The sequence below is a fragment of the Streptomyces sp. NPDC088147 genome, from assembly GCF_044741565.1.
Classification (GTDB): domain Bacteria; phylum Actinomycetota; class Actinomycetes; order Streptomycetales; family Streptomycetaceae; genus Streptomyces.
In genome coordinates this window covers 509,261-531,624 of the sequence record NZ_JBIUSY010000006.1, presented here as the reverse complement: position 1 = coordinate 531,624, position 22,364 = coordinate 509,261, and the positions used below count along the sequence as shown (strand labels likewise).

General features: G+C 71.7%; 16 protein-coding genes and 1 tRNA gene. 13 read left to right on the top strand and 4 right to left on the bottom strand.

What is annotated here, in order from left to right:
• The first annotated feature begins 86 nt into the window (after positions 1 to 86).
• The 5 genes from ACIOGX_RS23130 (at position 87) to ACIOGX_RS23110 (ending at position 4,094) form a co-directional block, all read left to right on the top strand.
• Positions 87 to 422 carry an STAS domain-containing protein gene (locus ACIOGX_RS23130; RefSeq protein WP_356508126.1) on the top strand — a complete coding sequence of 112 codons (336 nt, stop codon included), beginning with the start codon at positions 87 to 89 and terminating at the stop codon, positions 420 to 422.
• A gap of 132 nt (positions 423 to 554) precedes the next feature.
• On the top strand, positions 555 to 974 hold the full coding sequence (locus ACIOGX_RS23125) for an ATP-binding protein (RefSeq protein WP_356508245.1): 420 nt from the start codon (positions 555 to 557) through the stop codon (positions 972 to 974).
• A 191-nt stretch (positions 975 to 1,165) separates the two neighbouring features.
• A complete protein-coding gene (locus ACIOGX_RS23120) occupies positions 1,166 to 2,359 on the top strand; it encodes a Gfo/Idh/MocA family protein (RefSeq protein ID WP_401915761.1) in 1,194 nt (397 codons plus the stop codon).
• Between the two features lie 2 nt (positions 2,360 to 2,361).
• On the top strand, positions 2,362 to 3,336 hold the full coding sequence (locus ACIOGX_RS23115; protein ID WP_401762687.1) for a PmoA family protein: 975 nt from the start codon (positions 2,362 to 2,364) through the stop codon (positions 3,334 to 3,336).
• Entirely contained in the window at positions 3,333 to 4,094 is a 762-nt protein-coding gene (locus ACIOGX_RS23110; RefSeq protein ID WP_401915759.1) for a cupin domain-containing protein, read from the top strand. The genes ACIOGX_RS23115 and ACIOGX_RS23110 overlap by 4 nt, the downstream gene beginning before the upstream one ends.
• An 89-nt stretch (positions 4,095 to 4,183) precedes the next feature.
• On the opposite strand, the gene ACIOGX_RS23105 is transcribed toward ACIOGX_RS23110, so the two are convergent.
• A complete protein-coding gene (locus ACIOGX_RS23105; RefSeq protein WP_401915757.1) occupies positions 4,184 to 6,541 on the bottom strand; it encodes a discoidin domain-containing protein in 2,358 nt (785 codons plus the stop codon).
• A 299-nt stretch (positions 6,542 to 6,840) separates the two neighbouring features.
• On the opposite strand from ACIOGX_RS23105, the gene ACIOGX_RS23100 reads away from it, so the two are divergent.
• Entirely contained in the window at positions 6,841 to 10,221 is a 3,381-nt protein-coding gene (locus ACIOGX_RS23100; RefSeq protein WP_401915913.1) for a family 78 glycoside hydrolase catalytic domain, read from the top strand.
• 127 nt (positions 10,222 to 10,348) lie between these two features.
• Here ACIOGX_RS23100 and cobF read toward each other — a convergent pair whose 3' ends face one another.
• Positions 10,349 to 11,230: a precorrin-6A synthase (deacetylating) gene (gene cobF / locus ACIOGX_RS23095; protein ID WP_401915755.1), complete on the bottom strand. Its 882-nt coding sequence runs from the start codon at positions 11,228 to 11,230 to the stop codon at positions 10,349 to 10,351.
• Between the two features lie 168 nt (positions 11,231 to 11,398).
• Between cobF and ACIOGX_RS23090 the strand changes: the two genes are divergently transcribed.
• Genes ACIOGX_RS23090 through ACIOGX_RS23080 form a run of 3 tightly spaced genes read left to right on the top strand, consistent with a single transcriptional unit; the run spans position 11,399 to position 14,249 of the window.
• Entirely contained in the window at positions 11,399 to 12,118 is a 720-nt protein-coding gene (locus ACIOGX_RS23090; protein ID WP_356508117.1) for a (Fe-S)-binding protein, read from the top strand.
• Positions 12,115 to 13,554: a LutB/LldF family L-lactate oxidation iron-sulfur protein gene (locus ACIOGX_RS23085; RefSeq protein WP_401761908.1), complete on the top strand. Its 1,440-nt coding sequence runs from the start codon at positions 12,115 to 12,117 to the stop codon at positions 13,552 to 13,554. Before ACIOGX_RS23090 ends, ACIOGX_RS23085 begins: the two co-directional genes overlap by 4 nt.
• Positions 13,551 to 14,249 carry a lactate utilization protein C gene (locus ACIOGX_RS23080; protein WP_401915751.1) on the top strand — a complete coding sequence of 233 codons (699 nt, stop codon included), beginning with the start codon at positions 13,551 to 13,553 and terminating at the stop codon, positions 14,247 to 14,249. Before ACIOGX_RS23085 ends, ACIOGX_RS23080 begins: the two co-directional genes overlap by 4 nt.
• Before the next feature lie 18 nt (positions 14,250 to 14,267).
• On the opposite strand, the gene ACIOGX_RS23075 is transcribed toward ACIOGX_RS23080, so the two are convergent.
• Entirely contained in the window at positions 14,268 to 14,651 is a 384-nt protein-coding gene (locus tag ACIOGX_RS23075) for a DUF309 domain-containing protein (protein ID WP_356508111.1), read from the bottom strand.
• A gap of 205 nt (positions 14,652 to 14,856) precedes the next feature.
• On the opposite strand from ACIOGX_RS23075, the gene ACIOGX_RS23070 reads away from it, so the two are divergent.
• Positions 14,857 to 14,933: transfer RNA gene (locus ACIOGX_RS23070), tRNA-Pro, on the top strand.
• A gap of 294 nt (positions 14,934 to 15,227) precedes the next feature.
• On the opposite strand, the gene ACIOGX_RS23065 is transcribed toward ACIOGX_RS23070, so the two are convergent.
• Positions 15,228 to 18,311 (bottom strand): LuxR C-terminal-related transcriptional regulator, encoded by a 3,084-nt coding sequence (locus ACIOGX_RS23065; protein ID WP_401915748.1) that lies wholly within the window; start codon positions 18,309 to 18,311, stop codon positions 15,228 to 15,230.
• A 135-nt stretch (positions 18,312 to 18,446) separates the two neighbouring features.
• Here ACIOGX_RS23065 and ACIOGX_RS23060 point away from each other — a divergent pair, with 135 nt between their 5' ends.
• From ACIOGX_RS23060 to ACIOGX_RS23050, 3 genes are all read left to right on the top strand, one after another.
• Positions 18,447 to 19,085 (top strand): response regulator transcription factor, encoded by a 639-nt coding sequence (locus ACIOGX_RS23060; protein ID WP_356508107.1) that lies wholly within the window; start codon positions 18,447 to 18,449, stop codon positions 19,083 to 19,085.
• A gap of 306 nt (positions 19,086 to 19,391) precedes the next feature.
• A complete protein-coding gene (locus ACIOGX_RS23055) occupies positions 19,392 to 20,078 on the top strand; it encodes a DUF4255 domain-containing protein (protein WP_401762682.1) in 687 nt (228 codons plus the stop codon).
• On the top strand, positions 20,075 to 22,312 hold the full coding sequence (locus tag ACIOGX_RS23050; protein WP_401915745.1) for an ATP-binding protein: 2,238 nt from the start codon (positions 20,075 to 20,077) through the stop codon (positions 22,310 to 22,312). The genes ACIOGX_RS23055 and ACIOGX_RS23050 overlap by 4 nt, the downstream gene beginning before the upstream one ends.
• Positions 22,313 to 22,364 lie beyond the last annotated feature (52 nt).

Here is a 22,364-nt window from a genome sequence, read left to right as displayed (position 1 = left end):
TCGTGTCTCTTGCGAGGTGCTCTTCCGCCCCTCCGTCAGGCACCCGAAGGATCCCCGTGCAACCTCAGCACAGTGCAGGTCAGACCATGCGCATGACCGCGAGACAGGTCGGTGACGCCATCGTTCTCGCCCTCCATGGTGATCTCGACCTGGAGAGCATCACCCCACTCGCCCCCGCGGTGGGGGAGGCGGGCCGGACGGTGGCGGGGCCCGTCGTCGTGGACTTGTCCGGCGTCGACTTCGCCGACTCCACCACGGTGAACGTATTGCTCCAGGCGCGTGGTGAGCTGGGCGCGCGGCTGCGGCTGGCCCAGCCCTCCGCTTTCGTGCGTCGGTTGTTCGACGTCATCGGGCTGGAGCAGGCGCTGCCCGTGTACGGAACGGTCGAGGACGCCCTCGCGGTGACCGACCCGGCGGGGTGACGGCCCTCGGGCCGAGGGCCTGACGGCCCCCGTACGAAGAAAGGCGCTCTCGGGCTCTTCGCTGTCGATTGCTGGGGTAAACGACGGGAGGAGATGGCCGCGAGAGAAGCCCAAACCGACGGGGTGAGCCCGATGTACCACCCGCTGACGCACGACGACCAGCCCCTCGATCATATCGAGTGGTCCTGTCAGCCCGAAGTGGCGGCCGAGGCCAGGGACGTGACGTATGGATTCATCGCCGGTCTGAGCCCGGCGCCGTCCCCGCACACCACCCAGAATCTGGTGCTGGTGGTCTCCGAACTGGTCACCAACGCTCTGCGTCACGCGGGGGAGGTGACCTCTTTGCAGCTGCGCGCGGATCGCGGCAGCCTCCAGATCGTGGTGAACGATCCCAGCCCCGCCCCACCACTGGACCGCACGCCCGACCTCACCGGCCGGAGCGGCGGGTTCGGCTGGCCGATGGTCCAGCGACTGGCGGAGCGCGTGACCGTACGGCCCCGCGCGGGCGGCGGCAAGGCGATCCAGGCGGTGCTCGCCAGGCGCTCGGCCTAGGCGCTCGGCCTAGGTCCTGTCCGCAAAGCACGTCCGGTGCGGCCCGCCCCTCGGGGCGGGCCGCACCCGTTGACATCGTTGTACGGCCATCCTACGTTTCTCGTGGAAAGCGCTTGCTGTCCGAGCGTCCGAGTGTGCGAAGAGCGCGCGAAGGATCCGGTGACGCACAGGATCCGGAGTGCGAAGAGGGGGTGTTCGCGACGTCTCCGCGCGACCTGGTACACGAGCCTGCACGCGACCTGACCGGCCGGCGGATTCGCGCCGCCGTCATCGGCACGGGAGGGATCGCCAGAGGCGCGCATCTCCCGGCCCTTCGCGCGCTCCGCGACGAGATCGAGATCGTCGCCGCCTTCGACATCGACGAGGAGGCCGTACGGGCGTTCTGCGCCGAAGGCGGCGGCCCCGATGTCCCGCGTCCGTACACCGATCTCGACCGCATGCTCGACGAGCGGCGCCCCGATCTGGTCACGATCTGTACGCCCCCCGTCTTCCACCGCGAGCAGACCGTGGCCGCGCTGCGCTCCGGCGCCTGGGTGTGGTGCGAGAAGCCGCCGTGCCCCTCGCTCGCCGAGTTCGACGCCATCGAGGCGGCCGAGGACGGCACGGGCGGCGGCGGGCCGTACGCCTCGATCGTCTTCCAGCACCGGTTCGGCTCCGGCGCCCGCCATGTGCGCTCCCTGATCGCCGACCGTGCGATGGGCCGTCCGCTGGTCGCCCACTGCCAGACCACCTGGTACCGCGACACCGCCTACTACGCCGTGCCGTGGCGCGGCAACTGGGCCGGCGAGGGCGGCGGCCCCGCGATGGGCCATGGCATCCACCAGATGGATCTGCTGCTCGAACTGCTCGGGCCCTGGACCGAGGTACGCGCCATGGCGGGCCGTCTGGTGCACGACGTCGAGACCGAGGACGTCTCCACGGCGCTCGTACGCTTCGGGAACGGGGCGCTGGCCACCGTCGTCAACAGCGTGCTCAGCCCGGACGAGGTCAGCCGTATCCGCGTCGACTGCGAGCGCGCCACCGTCGAACTGACGCATCTGTACGGGTACACCAACGACGACTGGCGGATCACCCCGGCCCCCGAGGTGGACGCCGCGGAACTGGCACGCTGGCGCGATCCGGGCGAGGACGTGCCCAGCTCGCATCTGGCGCAGCTCCGTTCCCTCGTCGCCGATCTGCGGGCCGGACGCCGGCCGCGCGCCAGCGGGGCCGACGGCCGGACCAGCCTCGAACTGATCACCGCGCTCTACAAGTCGGCGTTCACCGGCACGACCGTCAGGGCCGGCGAGATCGTCCCCGGCGACCCCTTCCACACGGCCCTGCACGGCGGCGTCCCCGGCTGGGCACCGCCGCGCCCGCTCCCCGCGACGGAGATCCCCGTATGACCATGTCAGCAACGCCGGACACCTGGGACGCCCCGGACACGGCGGCGGTCCGCACCGGCCCAGGACTGCGGCTGTCCCACACCCACGATGACCGGATCGAGCTGCGGTCCGGTGGGGTCGCCCTGCTCAGCTACGTCTACCGGCCCGAGGCGGCGTGGGAGGCCGCCAAGCCGTATCTGCATCCGCTGCGCACGCTGTCGGGCGGCGTGGTCACGGACTACCGCCCCAACGACCACCGCTGGCACAAGGGACTCCAGCTCACCGCCTCCCATCTGTCGGGACAGAACCTGTGGGGCGGCAACTCGTACGTACACGGCGAGGGTTACCTCGCGCTGCCGGAGCGCGTCGGCTCGATGAGCCACGAAGGCTTCGACGAGGTGTCCGCCGACGCGGAGCGCGCCGTCATCGCCGAGCGGCTGGTGTGGCGCAACCACGACGGCGACGCGTGGGCCGACGAGGCGCGCCGTATCGAGATCCATGACGTCGACACCGAGGCCGGCGCGTGGACGCTGACCTGGTCCGGCGCCATCACCAACCGGCGCGACGAGCCGCTGCGCCTCGGCAGCCCCACCACCGAGGGGCGCGAACTGGCCGGCTACACCGGTCTCTTCTGGCGCGGGCCGCGGGCCTTCCGGGGCGGGCGGCTGCTCGGCCCCGGGCTGGAGGGGGAGGAACTGATGGGGACCCAGGCACCGTGGGTCGCGTACAGCGGTGAGTTCGACGGCATCGACGGAGAGGCCACCCTCGTCTTCGCGCACGCGCCGGAGAACGACCACACCGGGGCGGGCGGACAGCATCCCTCCCACTGGTTCGTACGCAGCGATCCGTTCGCGGCCGTCGCCGCCTCCTGGGCCTTCTTCGAGGAACTGGTCCTCCAGCCGGGCGACACACTGACCCGGCGCTGGCGGGTGATCGTGGCCGACGGCCGCTGGGAACGCGACGACATCGTCCCGTATCTTGAGCGGCGGTCGTGGTGAGCCGGGCGACCGGGTTCTCCGGGCTCCCCGGGGCGGTCGCGGTCTCGCATCTGAGCGTGTACGACTGGGAGTCCGCCGACGGAGTGTGCGGTGGCACCCCGCATCTGCATCTCACCTGCTCCGAGGCGTATGTGGTGACCGAGGGCCGGGGCGCCGTACAGACACTCAGCCCCGCGGGCCTCGACACCACACCGCTGGCGCCGGGGGCGCTGGTGTGGTTCACGCCCGGCACCATCCACCGGCTCGTCAACGAGGACGGGCTGCGGATCGTCGTCCTGATGCAGAACAACGGTCTGCCCGAGGCCGGGGACGCCGTACTGACACTGCCGCCCCGGTACCTCACCGACCCGGACACCTACGCGCGGGCCGTGCGCATCCCGGACGCGGCGGAGCCCGAGCAGGCCGCCGCCGCGCGCCGTCGGCGCGATCTCGCGATCGAGGGATTCGTGGCGCTGCGCACGGCGTGGGAGGCGGGTGACCGGCAGCCCCTGCTCGACTTCCAGCGGTCGGCCGCCGCGCTCGTGCGGCCCCGGGTGGCGGAGTGGCGGGCGCGCTGGGAGGCGGGCGCGGCCGAGGCGGCCCGGCAGACCGGGGCCCAGCTCGACCGGCTGGCCGCCGGTGACGCCACGCATCTGACCGAGGCGGGTCTGCACGCCCGGCTCCCGGCGGCCCAGGGCAGGTTCGGCATGTGCGGGCGGCTGAACACGTACGACATCCACGCCCCGGACGCTGGCGGTCTGGACGGTGGTGGCTCCTGACGCCAGGCGTATGTGAGCCGTGGACGAGCCGTACGTGAGAACGCCCGGCCGGGATCTCCCGGCCGGGCGTTCCGTGCGTGGTGCGCGGCTCAGCTGCTGTATGCCTCCAGCTCGGAGAGCTGCGCGGCCGGCCAGCCGGTGTTGCCCGTGACCGTCAGCCGCAGATAGCGGGTCGGGGTCCCGTCCAGCGTGACCGTCGCGGTGTTACCGCTCGACGGGTTGAAGGTGTAGCCCGCCGACGGCTTCAGCGTGCTGTACGCGGAGTTGTTGGTGCTCCCCGACACACTGAGCGTCTGGGTGCGGGTCGACCACGCCGCCGCCGGAGGCAGCTTCAGCACCACCCGCTTGACCGCCTTCGACGCGCCGAGGTCGACGGTGATCGTCTGCGGGAAGGCGTTGTTGGTGCTCTCCCAGTACGTGTTGGGGTTGCCGTCGACCGCGTTGGCCGCGCCGTACACCTCGGCGTGCCCGGACTCGGTGACCGGGCGGCCCTGCGCGAGATTGCCCGGGTCCGTCGGCGGGTCCGTCGGCGGGTCGGTGGGCGGGTTGGTGGGACCGCCGGGTACACCGCCGTTGGTCCACACCGGGTCGGGCCATGTACCGGTGCACGCGGGCGGGTTGGCGTACCAGCCCGAGTTCCCCGCGCCCTGCGTGATCTGGAAACCGCTGCCCACACAGTTGTGGATCGGGTTGGACTGCGCGATGTGGGTGGCGGTCACATTGGTGAAGGAGGCGGTGCCCGGCGCCTGGATCTGGAGCGCGTACGTACCGGCGCCGTCGATCCGGATGTTGTTGAAGCGCAGCCCGTTCGTCGCGCCCTCGATCAGATGGATGGCGGCGTAGGAGCTGTCCAGGACCTCGCTGTCGGTGATGTTGATGGTGGCGTTGATCGGTTCGTTGAGACCGCTGAACCAGATCGCGCCGACGCCGAAGCGCCAGTTGTAGTCATTGTTCCCGGCCCGGATCAGGGTGTTGCGCGCGGCGGTGGTGGTGCCGGAGACCGCCGTGCCCTGACCGGAGTTGACGCCGGGGTAGCGGTTGGCGATATGCAGCCCGCCGCCGTTGGTGATGGTGTCCGACATGACGTTGTCGGAGATGGTGATGTCCCTGCCGCCGTACGTGACGATGTTGTTCGCCAGGATCGGCAGGATCACGGTGTTGAACGTGAACTTGTTCTTCACGTTCGGGACGTTCTCGGCCCACATGGCCAGCCCGTCGTCACCGGTGTTGCGCACAAAGGTGTTGGTGACCGTCGAGTTGGTCACGCCCATGTGGAAGTTGACGCCGTCCGCGGTCTGGTCGAGGATGCGGCTGTTCTTGATGGTGAAGTTGTCCATCGGGCCGTCCATCCAGGCGCCGCACTTGGTGTGCTGCATCCAGACGTTGTCGACGACCGAGTTGGACATGGCGCCACCGATGGCGTTGACCTGGTCGTTGTCCACGCGCTCACGGATGTCGCCCATGATGGCGAAGTCCTTGAGGGTGACATTGCTGCTGCCGCCCGCGTTGGCGTACTTGCCGTAGACACCGACGGCCTTGCTGCGGTCGGACGGGTCACGTCCGGTCAGCACGCTGTACCAGGGACCCGCGCCGCGCAGCGTGACCTTGTCGACGATGATGTGGTCGCGCACCTGGAAGGTGCCCTGCGGTATGTAGACCTCTCTGCCCTGCGTACGGCCCGCGTCGACCGCCGCCTGGATCTTGGCCGTCGAGTCGGCGGCGCCGCTCGGGTCCGCGCCGAAGTCGGTCACCACGTCGAGGGCGCCCGAGGGCTTGCCGATCGGCGCGGCCACCTGCTCGAAGTCGGCGAGGTCGATGGTGAACGTCGGCGACGCGGCGGTCGAGGAGACCTGGAGCCGGACCTTCGTACCGGCCGGCAGCGTCGACCCGAACATGGTGCGGGTCTCGTCGTAGAAGTGGTGCGGGTTCGTGTCGCCCGGGTTGTTGTTGAACGGATAACCGCCGTAGTACCAGCCGTACTTGGAGGTCACCGGCACGCTCTTGAGGGACGTTCCGTTGACCCGCAGATCGATGGTGGCGTCCCGGCCGGTGCCCGCCGCGTTGTCCGGCAGCGAGTAGCGGAACGACATCGCGTTCGCCGGGGCGGTGAGGGTGAACTCCACATACTCGCCGACCGCGTCGAGCGTCACGGCCTGCCGGCCCGAGGCTTCCGAGGGCAGCGTGCCGTACAGGCGGTTGGGGCCGATCAGGGAGCCGTTGGTGGCGGCGTACTCGGCTTCCTGTTCCTTGAACGGCACCGTGGCGCCGCGGCCGGGGACATTGATGGGGGAGGGCGCGGGGACCGCCGCCGCCTGGGCGGCGGGCGCGGTGGAGAGCACCACCGCCGCGGCCGTCCCGGCCACGGCGAGTGCGAGAGAGAGGGAGGCGGAGATGCCGCGCCGGAGCAGGCGGCCTCGTGGGGGTCCGGTGGGGAGTGTCACAGACATACGTCCTTGCGGCTCGTGGGGACTCTGCGGACGCGAAAAGGTTAGAAGTTGGCTTACAAGAAGTCTATGAATCCGCGCAAATTTTGGAGACCAACGCAAAAATCCTCGACCCGGCAGGGGGCTCGGGCCCGGGAGCGGGTCTCGGAGGCCGGGTGGTACCGGAGTGATGCGCGGTGATGCGGGGCTGTCTCGTGGCCCGTCCGCACCAGGGGCCCCGCGCACACCTCTTGTAGCGCGGACACGGTCGGCCCTACGATGCCCGGCAGGACATGAAACGTTTCAATTCAAGGGGAGCCGCGATGGGCATGGGCTGGACACGCCGAGGTCTTCTGCACACCTCCGTGGCGGGCGCCGGGGTGGGGATCGCGGGGCTCGCCGCCGCCTCCCCCGCCGCGGGCGCGCCGTCCGGCGGCTCGTCGGGAACGGGCGGGCGGCGGAGCGGGCTCCGTGTCGCCACCGCCACGGTCGAGTACACCGAGCGGCTCCTCGGTACCGATGTCGCGGCCCCGCTGCTGTCCTGGGAGCTGAGCGGCGCGTCGGACACCCGGGGCGCCCGCCAGAGCGCCTATCAGATCCGGGCCGCGACCGATCCGCGCGCCCTCGCGGCCGGTCGCCAACTCCTCTGGGACACCGGCCGCGTGGCCTCCGACCGCAGCGTCGCCGTGCCCTACGCGGGCCCCGCGCTGCCGCCCCGTACCCGCTGCCACTGGCAGGTCCGCGTCTGGGACGGCGACGGACGCGTCTCACCGTGGAGCACGGCCGGCTGGTGGGAGACCGCGCTCGGCGCCGAGCCGTGGCAGGCGCGCTGGATAGGCGCCGACCAGGCGCCGGAACCGCCCGGCTTCGACGGCGCGTCCTGGATCTGGACCGAGGGAGCGACCACCGGCGGCGCCCCCGTGGGCGCCCGGTGGTTCCGCGGCGGACTCCAACTGCCGCCCGGCGTCCGGGGCGTGGACATCGCGCGGGCGACCGTCCTCGCCACGGCCGACGACGATTTCACCCTCCATCTCAACGGCCGGCAGGTGCTCCACGCGCCCGAGCAGGTGGACGGCTGGCGCACCGGACACATGGCCGACGTCACCGAGGCCGTACGGTCCGCCACCGACGGCCGGATCGTCCTCGCCGCCCTCGCCGCCAACCGCGGTGCGGCCTCCGTCAACCCGGCCGGGCTGCTCGTCCGGCTGCTCGTCGAAACCGCCCGGGGCACCCGTCACGAGCTGGTCACCGGCGCCGGCTGGCGCGCCGCCGGAACCGGGCAACAGGGCTGGGAACAGCCGGACTTCGACGACAGCGGCTGGACCGCGGCGGCCGTACTCGCCCCCTACGGACAGGGCCCGTGGGGAACCGGCGTCTCGATCGCCACGCCCGAGGCGCCCGCGCCGCTGCTGCGCCGCGAGTTCACCCTGTCCGGACCGGTCAGCCGCGCCCGGCTCTACATCAGCGGACTCGCCTATTACACAGCCGAGTTGAACGGGAAGCGGATCGGCAGTCAGGTGCTCGACCCGGCCTTCACCGACTACGACGAGACCGTGATGTACGCCGTCCACGACGTGACCTCGCTGCTGCGACGCGGCGACAACGCGATCGGGGTGACCCTGGGCCGCGGCTTCTACGGCATGACCACCCCGAACGTGTGGAACTGGCACCAGCCGCCGTGGCACGGCGAACCCCGGCTGCTGTGCCGGCTGGAGGCCGAGCACCCCGACGGCTCCCGCACCACCGTCGTCTCCGACACCGACTGGCGCATCACCGAAGGCCCCACACTCACCAACTCGCTCTACGCGGGCGAGACATACGACGCCCGGCTGGCCCCCGAGGGCTGGACCATGCCCGGTTTCGACGACAGCTCCTGGCGCGCCCCGAATCCCCAGACCGCGCCCAAGGGCGCGCTGCGCGCGCAGCCGCACGACCCCATCGAGATCATCGAGACCCTCACCCCCACCGCGATCACCGAGCTGCGGCCCGGGGTGTACGTCGTCGACATGGGCCGTACGACGGCGGGCTGGACCCGGCTGACCGTACGGGCCCCCGCCGGGACCGTCGTCCAGCTCGTCCACGGCGAGAAACTCACGGCGGACGGCAGCGTCCATGCCGAGACCGGGCATGTGCCGGGCCGGTTCCAGCGCGACGAGTACATCTGCGCGGGCGGCACGCGGACCAGCGGCAGCGCGACCGGGGGCAGTGCGACCGGCGGAAGCGGGACCGGGGGCGGCGGGACCGGCGGGGGAGAGGCCGAGGGCGCCGAGGTCTGGGAGCCGTCGTTCTCGTACAAGGGCTTCCGCTATGTCCAGGTCAGCGGATTGCCGAGCCGCCCGCGCCCCGCCGACGTGCTGGGCCGGGTCGTCCATACGAAAGTGGCCGAGGTCAGCTCGTTCGACTGCTCGGAGCCCTTCTACGGACAGCTCGACCGCGCGATGCGCCGCACCCTCCTCAACAACCTGCACGGCATACCGACCGACACCCCCATGTACGAGAAGAACGGCTGGACGGGCGACGCGCAGCTCGGCGCGCCCATCATGGCGTACGCCTTCGGAGTCCACCGCTTCCTGGCGAAGTGGCTCGGAGACCTGGCGGACAGTCAGAACCCGGACGGCCAGCTGCCGGTGATCGTGCCCAGTGGCGGCTGGGGCTACGGCGACCTCGGGCCCTCCCCGGAGTGGACGACCGTATACCCGTTCCTGATACGGGAGATGTACCGGATCTACGGCGACGACCGGGTGGCGCGCGAGCACTGGTCCACCCTGATCACCTATCTGGACTGGGAGTTGGACCGGCTGGAGGACGGCCTCGCCATCACGGCACTCGGCGACTATCTGCCGCCGGGATACGGCGGCAATCCGCCCGAGGACACCCGGCTCACGGCGACGGCGTATCTGCACCGCGCGCTGACCCAGACGGCCGAACTGGGCGAACTGCTGGGCCACGGCGAGGTCGCGGACCGCTACCGTACGGCCGCGGCCGGACTGAAGGACGCCTTCAACGCCGCCTTCCTGGACCCCGCGTCGGGCCACTACCGGACCGCGAAGGACCCCGGCTACCGGCAGACCTCCAACGCCCTGCCGCTCGCCTTCGGCCTGGTCCCGAGCGGCGCACGCGCGCCGGTGCTCGACAGCCTCGTCGCCGACATCGCCGCCCGGGGCGACCACCTCAACACCGGCGCGCTGGGCACCAGCGTGCTGCTGCGCGTCCTGTGCGCGCACGGCCGCCCCGAGGTCGCGCACGCCATCGCCACCCAGCGTACGTACCCGAGCTGGGGCTACTGGTTCGACAACGGCGCCGACACCATGTGGGAGATGTGGCCCGTCGACTCGCGCTCGCGCGACCACTACTTCCAGGGCACGGTCGTCCAGTGGCTGTACGAGAACGTGGCGGGACTGCGCCCCGGGGACGCGGGGTACCGGACCTTCACCGTACGGCCCGACGGCAGGAGCGGAGTCACCTGGGCGCGCACCTCGATCCGTACGGTACGCGGCACGGCCTCGGTGGACTGGTCCGCGATAGGCCGTGATCTGCGGCTCTCGGTGCGCGTGCCGGTGGGCGCGACGGCGGAGATCCATGTGCCCGCCGAGCGCCGCGAGCTGGTGAGGGCGCCGCGCGGAGGGGAGTATCTCCGCACGGAGCCGGGCTTCGTGGTGTACCGGGCCGGGCAGGGTGTCTGGGACTTCGTGGGGCGGAGCTGACCGTCGAGGGCGATGGAGAGGGCGCCTGGGCGACGGGGAGTGGGGCGGGGGTGGGGCGGGAGTGCGACGGGGAGGGCCTTTGAACGTTTCACCACGGCCGGGCGTCACGCTCCGGCCGTGGTGGTCCTCAGGGCCTGTCCGGCGGAGCTCCGTCGGACAGGCCCGGGTCCCGGCGCAGCAGATACGTGTCCATGATCCAGCCCTTGCGTGCGCGCGCAGCGGACCTCAACTCCCCGATCCGGTCCGCGACTTCGGAGAGCCGTCCGGAGACCAGGATCTCGTCGTCCGTCCCCACATAGGCGCCCCAGTGGATGACCGGATCGGCCGCCAGATGGTGCCGGAAGGACTCGTGCGCGTCCAGCATCACCACGACATCGTCCACGCCCTCCGGCCAGCCCTCGGCGAGCCGGCGGCCGGTGGTGATCTGCACGGGGCCGCCCACACGGTTCAGTCCGACGCGGTGCCCGGCGGCCAGCGCGGAGACGCTGCTGATGCCGGGGATCACCTCGTACTCGAACCGGACCGAGCCGCGCGCCAGGATCTCTTCCAGGATGGCGAGCGTCGAGTCGTACAGGGAGGGATCGCCCCAGACGAGGAACGCCCCGGTGCTGCCGCGGCCGGGCCCTTCGTCCTCGTCAGGGCCCTCGCCGTCGCTCAGCTCGTCGATGATCGCGCGCTCGTAGAGGGCGGCGCGCCGGCTCCGCCAGTCGTCCACGGTCCCGGGATACCCGGCGCCGTCGGCCGCGCGCTCCCGCTCCGGGTCGCGGACCTCGACGAGCCGGTAGCCCCGGCCCTGGCCGGACTCGCCCGGGGTCCCGTCGCCGGACTCGCCCGCGGGCTCCCCCGCATGGCGGCGGAGGATCTCGTGCCGGAGCCCGATCAGATCGGACTTCCGGTCGCCCTTGTCGAGCAGGAAGAAGACATCCACGCGCCGGAGCGCCTTGACCGCCTGGACGGTCAGCTGGTCGGGGTCGCCCGCGCCGATACCGATGACATAGATCTTTCTCACCCCGTCGAGTCTGCCCCATGCCCCTCGAACGCCGTGCCGGGCGCCGTGGTCACCCCGTCGCCCCCCGCCGCACGGAAGGAGGAAGGCCGTATCCATCGGATGTCTGATGATCCATCACGCTCTTCGAGGGGCTTCCGCGCACCCGCGCGCCCGACATATGCTCCGCCCATGCGCGCCGCCCTTTTCGTCACCTGCGTCAACGACGCCGTCTATCCGGCCACCGGTATCGCGACCGTACGGCTCCTCGAACGTCTGGGCGTCGACGTCGACTTTCCCGAGGCGCAGACGTGCTGCGGGCAGCCCCAGTTCAACACGGGCTACCGGCGTGAGACCGAGCCGCTGGTGCGGCGGATGACCCGGGCCTTCGAGGGTTACGACTATGTCGTGACCCCATCCGGATCCTGCGCGGCCATGGTCCGCCACCACTACCCCAAGATCGGCGACGAGGCCGCGGGCGCGCTGGCGGCGCGGACGTACGAGCTGACCGAGTTCCTGGTCGATGTGATGGGCGTGACGGATGTGGGGGCTCACTTCCCGCACACCGTCACCTACCACCCCTCCTGTCACGGCCTACGGCTGCTGGGCCTGGGGGACCGGCCGCGAAAGCTGCTGGAGTCGGTACGGGGGCTGGAACTGCGGGAGCTGCCGGGCGCGGACGAGTGCTGTGGCTTCGGTGGCACCTTCGCCGTGAAGAACTCCGATGTTTCTGCCGCGATGGGCCAGGACAAGGTGAGCAACGCGGTCTCCACCGGGGCCGAGGTGCTCTGCGGAGCGGACAATTCCTGTCTGATGCATCTCGGCGGGATCGTGAGCCGCGAGGGTGCCCCGCTGCGCCCCGTACATCTCGCGGAGATTCTGGCGGCGACGGAAGAGGAGCCCTGGTCATGAGCGGTACGTATCTGGGGATGCCGGCGTTTCCGGTGGCGGCGAAGGAGGCCGTCGGCAACGAGACGCTGCGCGGCAACCTCCGGCACGCCACCCACACCATCCGCGACAAGCGCGCCAAGGCCGTCGCGGAGCTGGACGACTGGGCGCTGCTGCGGGAGGCGGGCAAGCGGATCAAGGACCACACACTGCGCCATCTCGACCGCTATCTGCTGCGGCTGGAGGAGTCGGTCACGGCGGCGGGCGGAGTGGTGCACTGGGCGGCCGACGCCGACGAGGCGAACCGGATCGTGGCCGAGCTGGTGAAGGCCACCGGCGAGACCGAGGTCGTCAAGGTCAAATCGATGGCCACCCAGGAGATCGGGCTCAACGAGGCGCTGGAGGCCGAGGGCATCTCCGCGTACGAGACCGACCTCGCCGAGCTGATCGTCCAGCTCGGCGACGACCGGCCCTCCCACATCCTCGTCCCGGCGATCCACCGCAACCGGGGCGAGATCCGGGACATCTTCCGCGACCGGATGGGCGCCTGGGGCCGGCCCGCGCCCGACGGCCTCTCCGACACCCCCGGCGAACTGGCCGAGGCCGCACGGCTGCATCTGAGGGAGAAGTTCCTGCGCGCCAAGGTCGGCATCTCGGGGGCGAACTTCATGGTCGCCGAGACCGGCACGCTCGTGGTCTTCGAGTCGGAGGGCAACGGACGGATGTGTCTGACGCTCCCCGAGACGCTGATCTCCGTGGTGGGCATCGAGAAGGTGGTGCCGAGCTGGCGGGATCTGGAGGTCTTCCTCCAGACGCTGCCGCGCTCCTCGACCGCGGAACGGATGAATCCGTACACCAGCATGTGGACGGGCACGCACGACGCGGACGGCCCGAGCACCTTCCACCTGGTGCTGCTGGACAACGGCCGTACGGACACGCTGGCCGACGAGGTCGGCCGGCAGGCGCTGCGCTGCATCCGCTGCTCGGCCTGTCTGAACGTCTGCCCGGTGTACGAGCGGGCGGGCGGACACGCGTACGGCTCGGTCTACCCGGGCCCGATCGGGGCGATCCTCAGCCCCCAACTGCGGGGCACCGGGAGCGAGATCGACGCGTCGCTGCCGTACGCCTCCTCCCTCTGCGGGGCCTGCTACGACGTGTGTCCCGTCGCCATCGACATCCCCGAGGTACTGGTCCATCTCCGCGAGCGGGTCGCGGACCGGGGCGGCAAGGGGCACCGGCTGGAGAAGGCCGCGATGAAGGCGGCGGGCTGGGTCTTCGACCATCCGCGCGTGATGGCGGCGGGGGAGCGGGCCGCGTCGAGGACACGTCGGCTGCATCCCTCGAAACTCCCGGGGGCGGGGGCGTGGACCGACGCGCGCGATCTGCCCGAGCTGCCGCCGGAGTCGTTCCGCGACTGGTGGAAGAAGCACCACAACAACCGTAAGGACACAGGGACATGAGCACCGGCACGGGCGCGGCTTCGGGCACCGGCTCGGACGCGGTTTCGGGCAGGGGCGGCGGATCCCGGGAGCGGATCCTCGCCAGGATCCGTGCCGCCGTCGCGGACGCTCCCGACGCCCCGGAAGCCGCGCGCGACTACCTGGATACCCACACCCCGGACGAACGCGTGATCGACCTGCTCGCCGAGAACCTCGCCGACTACCGCGCGCTCGTCCACCGGACGGACAGCGAGGAACTGCCCGCGCTCATCGCGCGCCTCCTGGCCGAACGCGGTGCCCGTACCGTCCTCGTCCCCCCGCTGCTCCCCGCCTTGTGGCTCTCCGCGCTCTCCTCGGTGGGCACCGATCTGGTCAGGATCGAGGACGACCCCACCTCCACGGCCCAGGAACTGGACGTCGTGGACAGCGTGATCACGGGCTGCGCCCTGGCCATCGCGGAGACCGGCACCCTGGTCCTGGACGCGGCCCCCGACCAGGGACGGCGCCGCATCACACTCGTCCCCGACCATCACATCTGTGTCGTACGCACCGCTGACCAGGTGGTCGGCTCCGTACCGCAGGCCATGCCCCGGCTCGACCCCACCCGCCCGCTGACCTGGATCTCCGGACCGTCCGCGACCAGCGACATCGAACTCGACCGGGTGGAGGGCGTACACGGTCCGCGCACGCTCGAAGTCATCCTGCTCAGCGAGTGACGCCCGACGTCATCCTGCTCAGGGGGTGAGCGGTGTCAGCCGAGGCGCCTCACGGGCCGCGTCCACCTCTTCCCCGTCCGCCACCCGCCCCGCCAACTCCCGCGCCCAGGCGGTCAGTCCGGGCACATCGATACCGTGCGGGTCACGGAACGGGGCGATCGCCTCCGCGCCCCGCGACAGCAGCCGCGCCCCACCGGTCGCGTTCCCCCGGGCGGAGTGCGTCAGCCCGACCGCCAGCTGAGCCATCCCTTTCCACAGCGCCCGCTCCGCGTCGGGCCCCGACTTCCACGCGTCCTCGAACACCTCGTGCGCATGGAACGGCTTCCCCGCGTCGAGCAGCCGCTGCGCCTCCGCAAGCGTCTCCCCGGGCGTACGGACCACCCCCTCGGGCTGCCGCTCCACCCCAGGAGCCCCATACGCCAACGGCCGCCCCAGCCCATCCCGGGGCCGCGCACTCCGCGCCCGCCCCTCGTCGTCCCGATCCCGCCGGTTCTCCTTCATACCCCGATTGTCGCGCGGACGGGGCGCGTCTTCGCGCCGCTCGGAGTGAGGTAATGTTCTCGTGTGTGGTCGACCGGGGGATTTCCTCCCCATTGATGCCGCACATCGGGACGTGGCGCAGCTTGGTAGCGCACTTGACTGGGGGTCAAGGGGTCGCAGGTTCAAATCCTGTCGTCCCGACCAGCGTTTTCGCAGGTCGCAGGCGGTATCGGAGAAATCCGGTACCGCCTTTCCGTGCTTCTTGAATCCAGCCCGCTGGTGACCGGGCCGTGGTCTCCGGGGGCGTATCGGCCGCCGTGTCCCGCCGGTGAGGGGGCGGCGTTCGGCGCCGGCCCGCAGGTTCGGCAGGACGTTCCAGGTCGCGAACGGCGTCGCACGACCGCCAGAGCCCCAAAGGCGCGGGGTCACATCCGAACGGGCATGGTGAGGCCCTGTTGGGTGCCCTCCTCCGGCCGGTAGGCGGTCGGCCCCGGGTCGTCAAGTCAGCTCTTCCGTATCGTCGTTCAGCGCGGCCGTGAGATCCCCCCGCCGTCGTATGCCGAGTTTCCGGTAGGTGCTGGTCAGATGGGTTTCCACAGTGCGCCGTGCCAGGTGCAGCAGTTCGGAGATCTCGGCGTTCGTCCGGCCGTCGGCGGCCAGCGCGGCGATGCGGCGTTCGCTCGTGGTCAGTGAACTCCGGCCCGTGAGGGCGGTGTTCCTGCGGCGGGCGCCACTGGCGCGCAGGGCCCGTTCCGCGTTGCCCGACAGCCGTACCGCGCCCAGCCGTTCGGCCGTGGCCGCGGCCTCCCTGAGCAGGGGGCGGGCACGGCGAGGCTGCCCGCCCGCCGTGAGCTGGAGGCCGTGGGTGATCAGCGCGGGGATCAGCTCGATGTCGAGCGCGGCGCCGCGCAGGATGCCGACGGCCTCGCCGGTGAGTTCGAGACCCCTTCGGCCGCCGGTGGCCGCGCCCAGGACGCGCAGCGCGCGGCCCCGGACCCGGGGCGTGTCCCATACGGCGGCGTACCGGCTCTCCTCCTCGGCGAGCGCGAGAGCCTCCCGTGGTTCTCCCAGAAGGAGGTGGCATTCGGCGGCGGCCGAGCGCCACGGTGTGATGATGGGGCTCTCCGCGTCACGGCTGTGCTGGAGCCTGCCGCATTCCCGGAAGTCGTCCAGGGCGCCCGCCGGGTCGCCGGCGGACGCGCGCAGCAGACCACGTGCGTAGAGGAACCGGTTCAGTTCGCTCATGTCGTGCGCGTCACCGACCTCGATGCCTGCGATGAGCCGCTCGGCCTCGGCGGGACGGCCGCGCTCGACGAGCGCGATGACGCGCTGGGCCAGGAAGTTGCTCGCACCGGTAGGGGGCGCGTCGCCCCGGGCCCCTGACGTGTCGGCGGTCTCCTCCAGCACCCGCCGGTAATCTCCGCGTGCGGCGGCGGTGTCCACCCGCGCGTTGAGCAGCGTCTGGTGGACGGGATGCAGCGGCGACAGCCGGTGCTCGGTCAGCCCGGTCCTGATGAGCCGCTCGGCGTAGTCCGGCTCGTCGGCCCACTGTGCCACGGCGGCCGCCGTACCCAGCAGATACGGCACCAGCAGCGGATCCTCGGGGGCCGTCAGCAGCTGCCGGATCCGCCGTACGGCAGATCCGGCGGACCGCAGCCCGGCCGCCGACTCGTAACGGATCAGCAGGGCGCACAGGGCCGGACTGATCCATTCCGGAGTGCGCTCGGCGCGCTCGCGCAGCGCGATGTAGGCGGCCCGCCGGCTCTCCGGATCGTGGCCGGTGAAGAACGCCGACGCCGCCTGGACCGTACGGGCGAGGACGGGCTCCCCGTCCAACTCACCCAGATCGCGCAGGACATCGAGCGCGGCGTGCGGATTTCCCCCACTGGTCAGGGCGCTGCTCAGGGTGACCGCGGCCAGCACCCGGTTCCTGGGCTGTTCCTGGAGGCGCAGCGCCTCGGCCAGCCGGGGTGTCCCGCCGGTCCGCAGGGTGGTGAACTCCAGTTCGCCGAGTGCGGTGAGTACCGTCGCCCGGTGCTCACGCGGCATCGGTTCGTCCAGCGCCCGGCGCAGATACCGCGCGGCGGCGCCGGTCCGGCCGGCCCTGGACGCTTCGGCCGCCGCGTCGAGGAGCGTCTTGCCGACGGACACCGAACCCCCGGCCGTATCGCCGGGTGTGGTACGGAGCAGATGATCGGCCACCGCCTCGGCCCTGTCGCCCCGCCGCTGGCGCAGTTCGGCCGCGCGCAGGTGCAGGGCCTGCCGTTGTGAGCGTGGCCAGCCGTCAAGGACGGCCCCGCGCAGCAGGGGGTGCGCGAGGCGCGGGAGGCCGGTGCCGGGGGCGCGGCGCAGCAGCCCGAGCCGGATCATCGCGGTGATCCAGCCGCCGACGCGGTCGGGGTCGGCCCGCGTCAGCTCGGAGAGGAAACAGACGAAATCCTCGCCGTGGCCGTGGCCGTGGCCGTGGCCGTGGCCGTGGCCGTGGTCCGGCCCGGCTTCGTCGTGGCCCGCGGGCCGCCCCGGCCGGGGGCGGGGTAATCGGGGAGCGGCGGCGGACCCGAACTCCGCCTCCCTTTCCGCCTGTTGCTCCCTCCTCCCGGCGCCGTCCGACTCGGACTCCGGTTCTGGTGCCGGTTCCGAGTGCTCCAGCTCCGCGAGCGCGCGCGCCACCATGGTGCTTCCGGGGCCGGCGCTCTCCAGCCACCACGAGACCGCCGCCACGAACGCACCCGGATACAGCTCGGCACAGTCCTCGGGCAGCCGTGGTTCCGGTCCGCCGCCGGCCGCGATGCTGTCCCGGCCGCCGTACGGGAAGACCGCCCGCAGATCGTCGAGCAGCGCGAGCAGCAGCAGCGGATTGGCGGCGCCCGCCCGTACACAGCCGTCCACCCAGGCGTCGGAGGCGTCCGCGCCCAGGGCGCCGCGTACCAGCTCCTCGGCGGCGGAACGGCTCAGTGGTGTCACCGCGTGCACCCGCACCACGCCGGGGGACAGTGAGTGCGCGAGGCCCGGTGCCGGCGGAGCGATGTCGTACTGCCCGCGCTCGGTCACCACCATCAGGACCGGCATCCCGGTCAGCCGTCGGGCACTCTCGGTCAGCCAGCGCCGGGAGGCCTGGTCGGCGAGGTGCGCGTCGTCCACGGTGACCAGCAGCGGCGACTCGGCCGCGTGCTCGCACAGCAACTGCCACAGGCGGGAAGGGTAGCTGAGGTGGTGCGGGGTCTCAGGGGTGTCGTCGTCGAGGCCGCCGAGACCGGGCGGCGGATCCAGCAGCTGCCGTACGAGAGCGAGCGGGACGCCGGAGTTCTCGGCGGAGGCATGGGCACGCAGGACCCGCATGCCGCGTTTCACGCCCAGTTCGGCGGCGGCCTCCAGGAGGACGCTGCGGCCCATACCGGTAGGCGCACGGAACAGAACCAGCCGTCCTGATCCGCCCCGTGCCCGGTCGGCCTCCGCGGCCAGCAGGTCGAGCGCGGCCCCGCGTTCCAGGAGTCCGGCCGAGGCGGGGACCAGGGCCGGCGGCGGGGCCGGGACGGGCCGGCGGGCCGGCGGCTGACTCGTTGTCGCCGGTATCGCTGTCATGAGCACTTGCCGCCAATCTCGTGGTCGGTCTCGTGGTGGGCCACGGTTGTGGTCGTCCTGTCGGCGGAGAAAGGGTGGAAGTGCATGAAACGTGTGTTCTGTTGGGCAAGAGACAAGACGCGAGGACGTACAGGCATGGTTCAACGAACCCCGGCCAGAATCCCGGTGGAGATCCTCGCGTCGGACCCGCTCTCTCACGACGGAGCGGTCAGCCAGCTTCGCCGCCACTCCGAGGTGGAGCTGGTCGACGAGGGCGCGGGCCGGCCGGGCACGGTCGCGTTGGTGCTCGCCGAGGTGCTCGACGAACCCACGCTGTCGCGGCTGAGGCGGCTGACCCGCGCGGAAGGCACCAAGGCCGTCCTCGTCACGACTCTGATCCGCGAGGCCGATCTGCTTCAGGTGATCGAGTACGGCGTCGGCGCGATCGTCTGGCGCCGCGAGGCCACCGGCCACCGGCTTCTCCAAGCGGTCCTCGCGGCCTCTCGGGGCGACGGGGATCTGCCGTCGGACCTGCTGGGGCGGCTGATGGCCCAGATCGGTACGTTGCAGCGCGGCGCGACCAGCCTGTCGGGCGGCGCGGCGTCCGGCTTGGCGCCACGCGAGGTCGATGTGCTCCGGCTGGTGGCCGAGGGGATGGACACCGGGGAGATCGCCACCAAACTCTCGTACTCCGAACGCACGGTCAAGAACGTCATGCACGGTCTGACGACGCGTTTGCAGCTCCGCAACCGTACGCATGCCGTGGCCTATGCCTTGCGTGAAGGCTACATCTGATGGTCCGTGCGCCGGGTCAAGGCCCCTGAGGGCAGGCGAGGGGCGACGCGGGGGCAGCAGGGGTGTCCCCTGATCGTCCCCCCGGTGCCTCGCGAGGTGGGTGTCAGGACGACCACGATGGACTCGACCGGGTGCTCTGTGCCGAGGCGCCGGACGACCGGCTGGACCACGGACGGTTCCGCCGGATGAAGCGACAGGTCGTCACGCGACAGATCGTCGCGTGGCGAGTCACCGCGTGACGGCCCGTTCGGTGGCGAACGGCGAACGATTCCGTGACGAGCGGCGAAAGTGAAGGGCAGAGCGACCGTGATCCACGAGGTGGACGACATCCTGAAAGGGCTGCTCACCCGCGGCGCCTTCGCGGGGTCCGAGGTCGAGGTCACCTTCGACGCCCCGAGCCGCGACTGGGCGGCCCGGCGCAACGCCCCGACCATCGACGCGTATCTCTACGACATCCGCGAGGACACCAAGCGGCGCCAGCGCGGCAAGATGTCGCTCCGTGACGAGCAGGGTCTCGTGGTCAAGCAGCACCAGCCGCCGCGCTGGTTCCGGCTCTCGTATCTCGTGACGGCCTGGACCAAGCGTCCGCAGGACGAACACCGGATGCTCTCCGCCGTACTGCACACGCTGCTGCCCAAGGAGATCCTCCCGCAGGAGGACCTGACCGGCACGCTCGCCGCACTGGGGCTCTCCGTCCCGCTGACCGTCGCGGGGGTGCACACCGAGGCGCGCTCGCTCGCGGACATCTGGTCCGCACTCGGTGGCGAACTCAAACCCTCGCTCGACGTGGTGATCACCGCGCCCTTCCTCGCGTTCCCCGAGTACAGTGTCGGTCCGCCGGTCACCGAAGGGCTCGGCGTCCAGGTGCGGGCGACGGACGGGCCCGAAGACAGTCCCACGCGCTACCAGAGCGCCGAGATCGTCAACACCGCCAAGGCGGACTTCGCGAAGCAGCACGGCACGACGGGAACGCTTCGGGAGCAGCGCAAGTGAAGGACCGCACCTCGCCGTTGCTCGAACGGCTCGCGGGACTGCGCGAGCGGGTGGCGTTCCTGGTCGAGCGGCGCAGCGCCGACGACCCGACGGCCGCCGATCCGATGCGCGGGATGTATCTGAGTGACGACGCGGTGCGGCGCCTGCTGTACGGGCCTGCGGCGGGTGCGTATCCCGCCGTCCCGGAGGCATCGGGCGGGCCGGACGGGCGGGACGGGTCCGCGGAGCGGGGCACCGCGCACGCGCCGGACGAGCGGGACACCGCGGGTACGGCGTACCGGCCGGGCGGTCCCGACGCGCCCGAAGCGGTCGAGACGCCGGACGACTCCGGCACGTTCGAGCCGCGCGACGACGATCGCCTCCACTGGCTCGCCCACTCGCTGCGTCTCGGCCCGCTCGACACCCAGATCCTGCTGATCGCGCTGGCGCCCGACCTGGACCGCGCCTTCGAGTCGCTGTACGGCTACCTCAATGACGACGTCACCCGTCGCCGGGCGACCGTCGCGCTCGCCCTCGACCTCTGCGGGGTGCCCGTGCACTCCGCCGCCGGACGGTCCCGGTTCCGTCCGGCCGCGCGGCTCCTCGCGTGGGGCCTGATCGAGGTGGACGACCCCGAACGCCCTCTCCTCAGCCGCTCCTTGCGCGTTCCCGACCGGGTCGTGGCGCATCTGCTGGGCGACGACACCCCGGACCCGGCGCTGGACAGGACCGTACGCCCCCTTCCGTACCGGCCCAGGGAAACGGACACGACGGGCGCGGCGGCCGGAGAGGGTGCGGAGGGCGCGGAGGCCATCGGCACCGCGTACGGCGTCGACCCGGTGGTGGGGAGACTGGCCGAGCAGCTGACGGAGCGCCCACTCACGGTCTACCTCCGTGAGCACCGCGCGGGCGACGGGCTCGCCTGCGCCACCGTCGCCCTGGGCGCGGCCGGTATCCCGGCCCTGTACCTCGCACCGGGCGAACACCCGGTGGACCAACGCCCCGGCGACCACGCGCCGGTGGAACGTACGGCGGGGGAGCGCCTCCCCTGCCGGGAGCTGCTGCGCGAGGCGCGGCTGACGGGGCGCGCCATCGTGGTGACCCCGCTGCCCGAGAAGCCCGAGGAGCTGATCCGGGCGCTCGCCGTGAGCGACGTACCTGTGGTGTTCGCGGACCCGCGCCCGTACGACCCGCAGTGGTACGACGGCGGGCGCGACCCGATCGTGCTGGAGGCGCCCCGGCAGCGTGCCGGTGATCTCGACGCCTGGCGGGCGGCGCTCGGCCCCGGCGAGCCGGATTTCGACCTCGCGCCGGTCGTCGCCGCGTACCGGCTCGGGCCCGGCGGTATCGACCGCGCGTCCCGTGCGGCACTGGACCTCGCCGCGTTCGACGGTACGGAACTGTCCGCAACGCATCTGCGGCTCGCGGCCCGGCAGCAGTCCGCGTCGGGCCTCGAACGCTACGCCCGCCACATCCGGCCCGACGTCGGCTGGAACGACCTCGTCCTGCCCCACCGCCCGCTGGCACAACTGCGGGAACTGGTCCTGCGCGCCCGGCACCGCGACCGGGTGCTCGGCGACTGGAGGCTGAGCGCGGGAGGCGGGCGCGGGCGGGGCGTGGTGGGGCTGTTCGCGGGCGACTCCGGGACAGGGAAGACGCTCTCCGCCGAGGTGGTCGCGGGTGAACTCGGCCTCGATCTCTACGTCGTGCAGCTGCCGTCCGTCGTGGACAAGTACGTCGGCGAGACGGAGAAGAACCTGGAGCGGATCTTCACCGAGGCCGACCGTACGGACGCGGTGCTGCTCTTCGACGAGGCGGACGCCGTGTTCGGCAAGCGCTCCGAGGTCAGCAGCTCCAACGACCGCCACGCGAACATGGAGAGCGCCTATCTCCTCCAGCGCCTGGAGTCGTTCGACGGCATCGCCCTGCTCACCACCAACCTGCGCTCCAACATCGACGACGCCTTCACGCGCCGGCTGGACCTGGTGGTCGACTTCCCCTTCCCCGACGAGGAACAGCGCCTGGCGCTCTGGCGGCACAGCCTGGCCCATGTCCCGTGCGCCGACGACATCGATCCGGCGTCCTGTGCACGGGAGTTCGAGCTGGCGGGCGGCTCCATCCGCAGCGCGGTCGTCACGGCCGCGTACGCGGCGGCGGGCCGGGGTGACGGTGTGTCGACGGCGGACCTGCTGGCGGGCGCCCAGCGCGAATACCGCAAGTCGGGCCGGCTGGTCCTGGACGACGCGACCTGGTAGACCGGTCGCCACCGCGGGCCGTGGCCGCCCGACAGAACGTGTCCGGCGGCCA

What these genes read in the sequence shown, in the direction of transcription:
- ACIOGX_RS23130 (WP_356508126.1), top strand. Translation starts at nt 87, where the DNA reads ATGCGCATGACCGCGAGACAGGTCGGTGACGCCATCGTTCTCGCCCTC.
- ACIOGX_RS23125 (WP_356508245.1), top strand. Translation starts at nt 555, where the DNA reads ATGTACCACCCGCTGACGCACGACGACCAGCCCCTCGATCATATCGAG.
- ACIOGX_RS23115 (WP_401762687.1), top strand. Translation starts at nt 2,362, where the DNA reads ATGTCAGCAACGCCGGACACCTGGGACGCCCCGGACACGGCGGCGGTC.
- ACIOGX_RS23105 (WP_401915757.1), bottom strand. Translation starts at nt 6,541, where the DNA reads ATGTCTGTGACACTCCCCACCGGACCCCCACGAGGCCGCCTGCTCCGG.
- ACIOGX_RS23100 (WP_401915913.1), top strand. Translation starts at nt 6,841, where the DNA reads ATGGGCATGGGCTGGACACGCCGAGGTCTTCTGCACACCTCCGTGGCG.
- ACIOGX_RS23090 (WP_356508117.1), top strand. Translation starts at nt 11,399, where the DNA reads ATGCGCGCCGCCCTTTTCGTCACCTGCGTCAACGACGCCGTCTATCCG.
- ACIOGX_RS23085 (WP_401761908.1), top strand. Translation starts at nt 12,115, where the DNA reads ATGAGCGGTACGTATCTGGGGATGCCGGCGTTTCCGGTGGCGGCGAAG.
- ACIOGX_RS23080 (WP_401915751.1), top strand. Translation starts at nt 13,551, where the DNA reads ATGAGCACCGGCACGGGCGCGGCTTCGGGCACCGGCTCGGACGCGGTT.
- ACIOGX_RS23065 (WP_401915748.1), bottom strand. Translation starts at nt 18,311, where the DNA reads ATGACAGCGATACCGGCGACAACGAGTCAGCCGCCGGCCCGCCGGCCC.
- ACIOGX_RS23060 (WP_356508107.1), top strand. Translation starts at nt 18,447, where the DNA reads ATGGTTCAACGAACCCCGGCCAGAATCCCGGTGGAGATCCTCGCGTCG.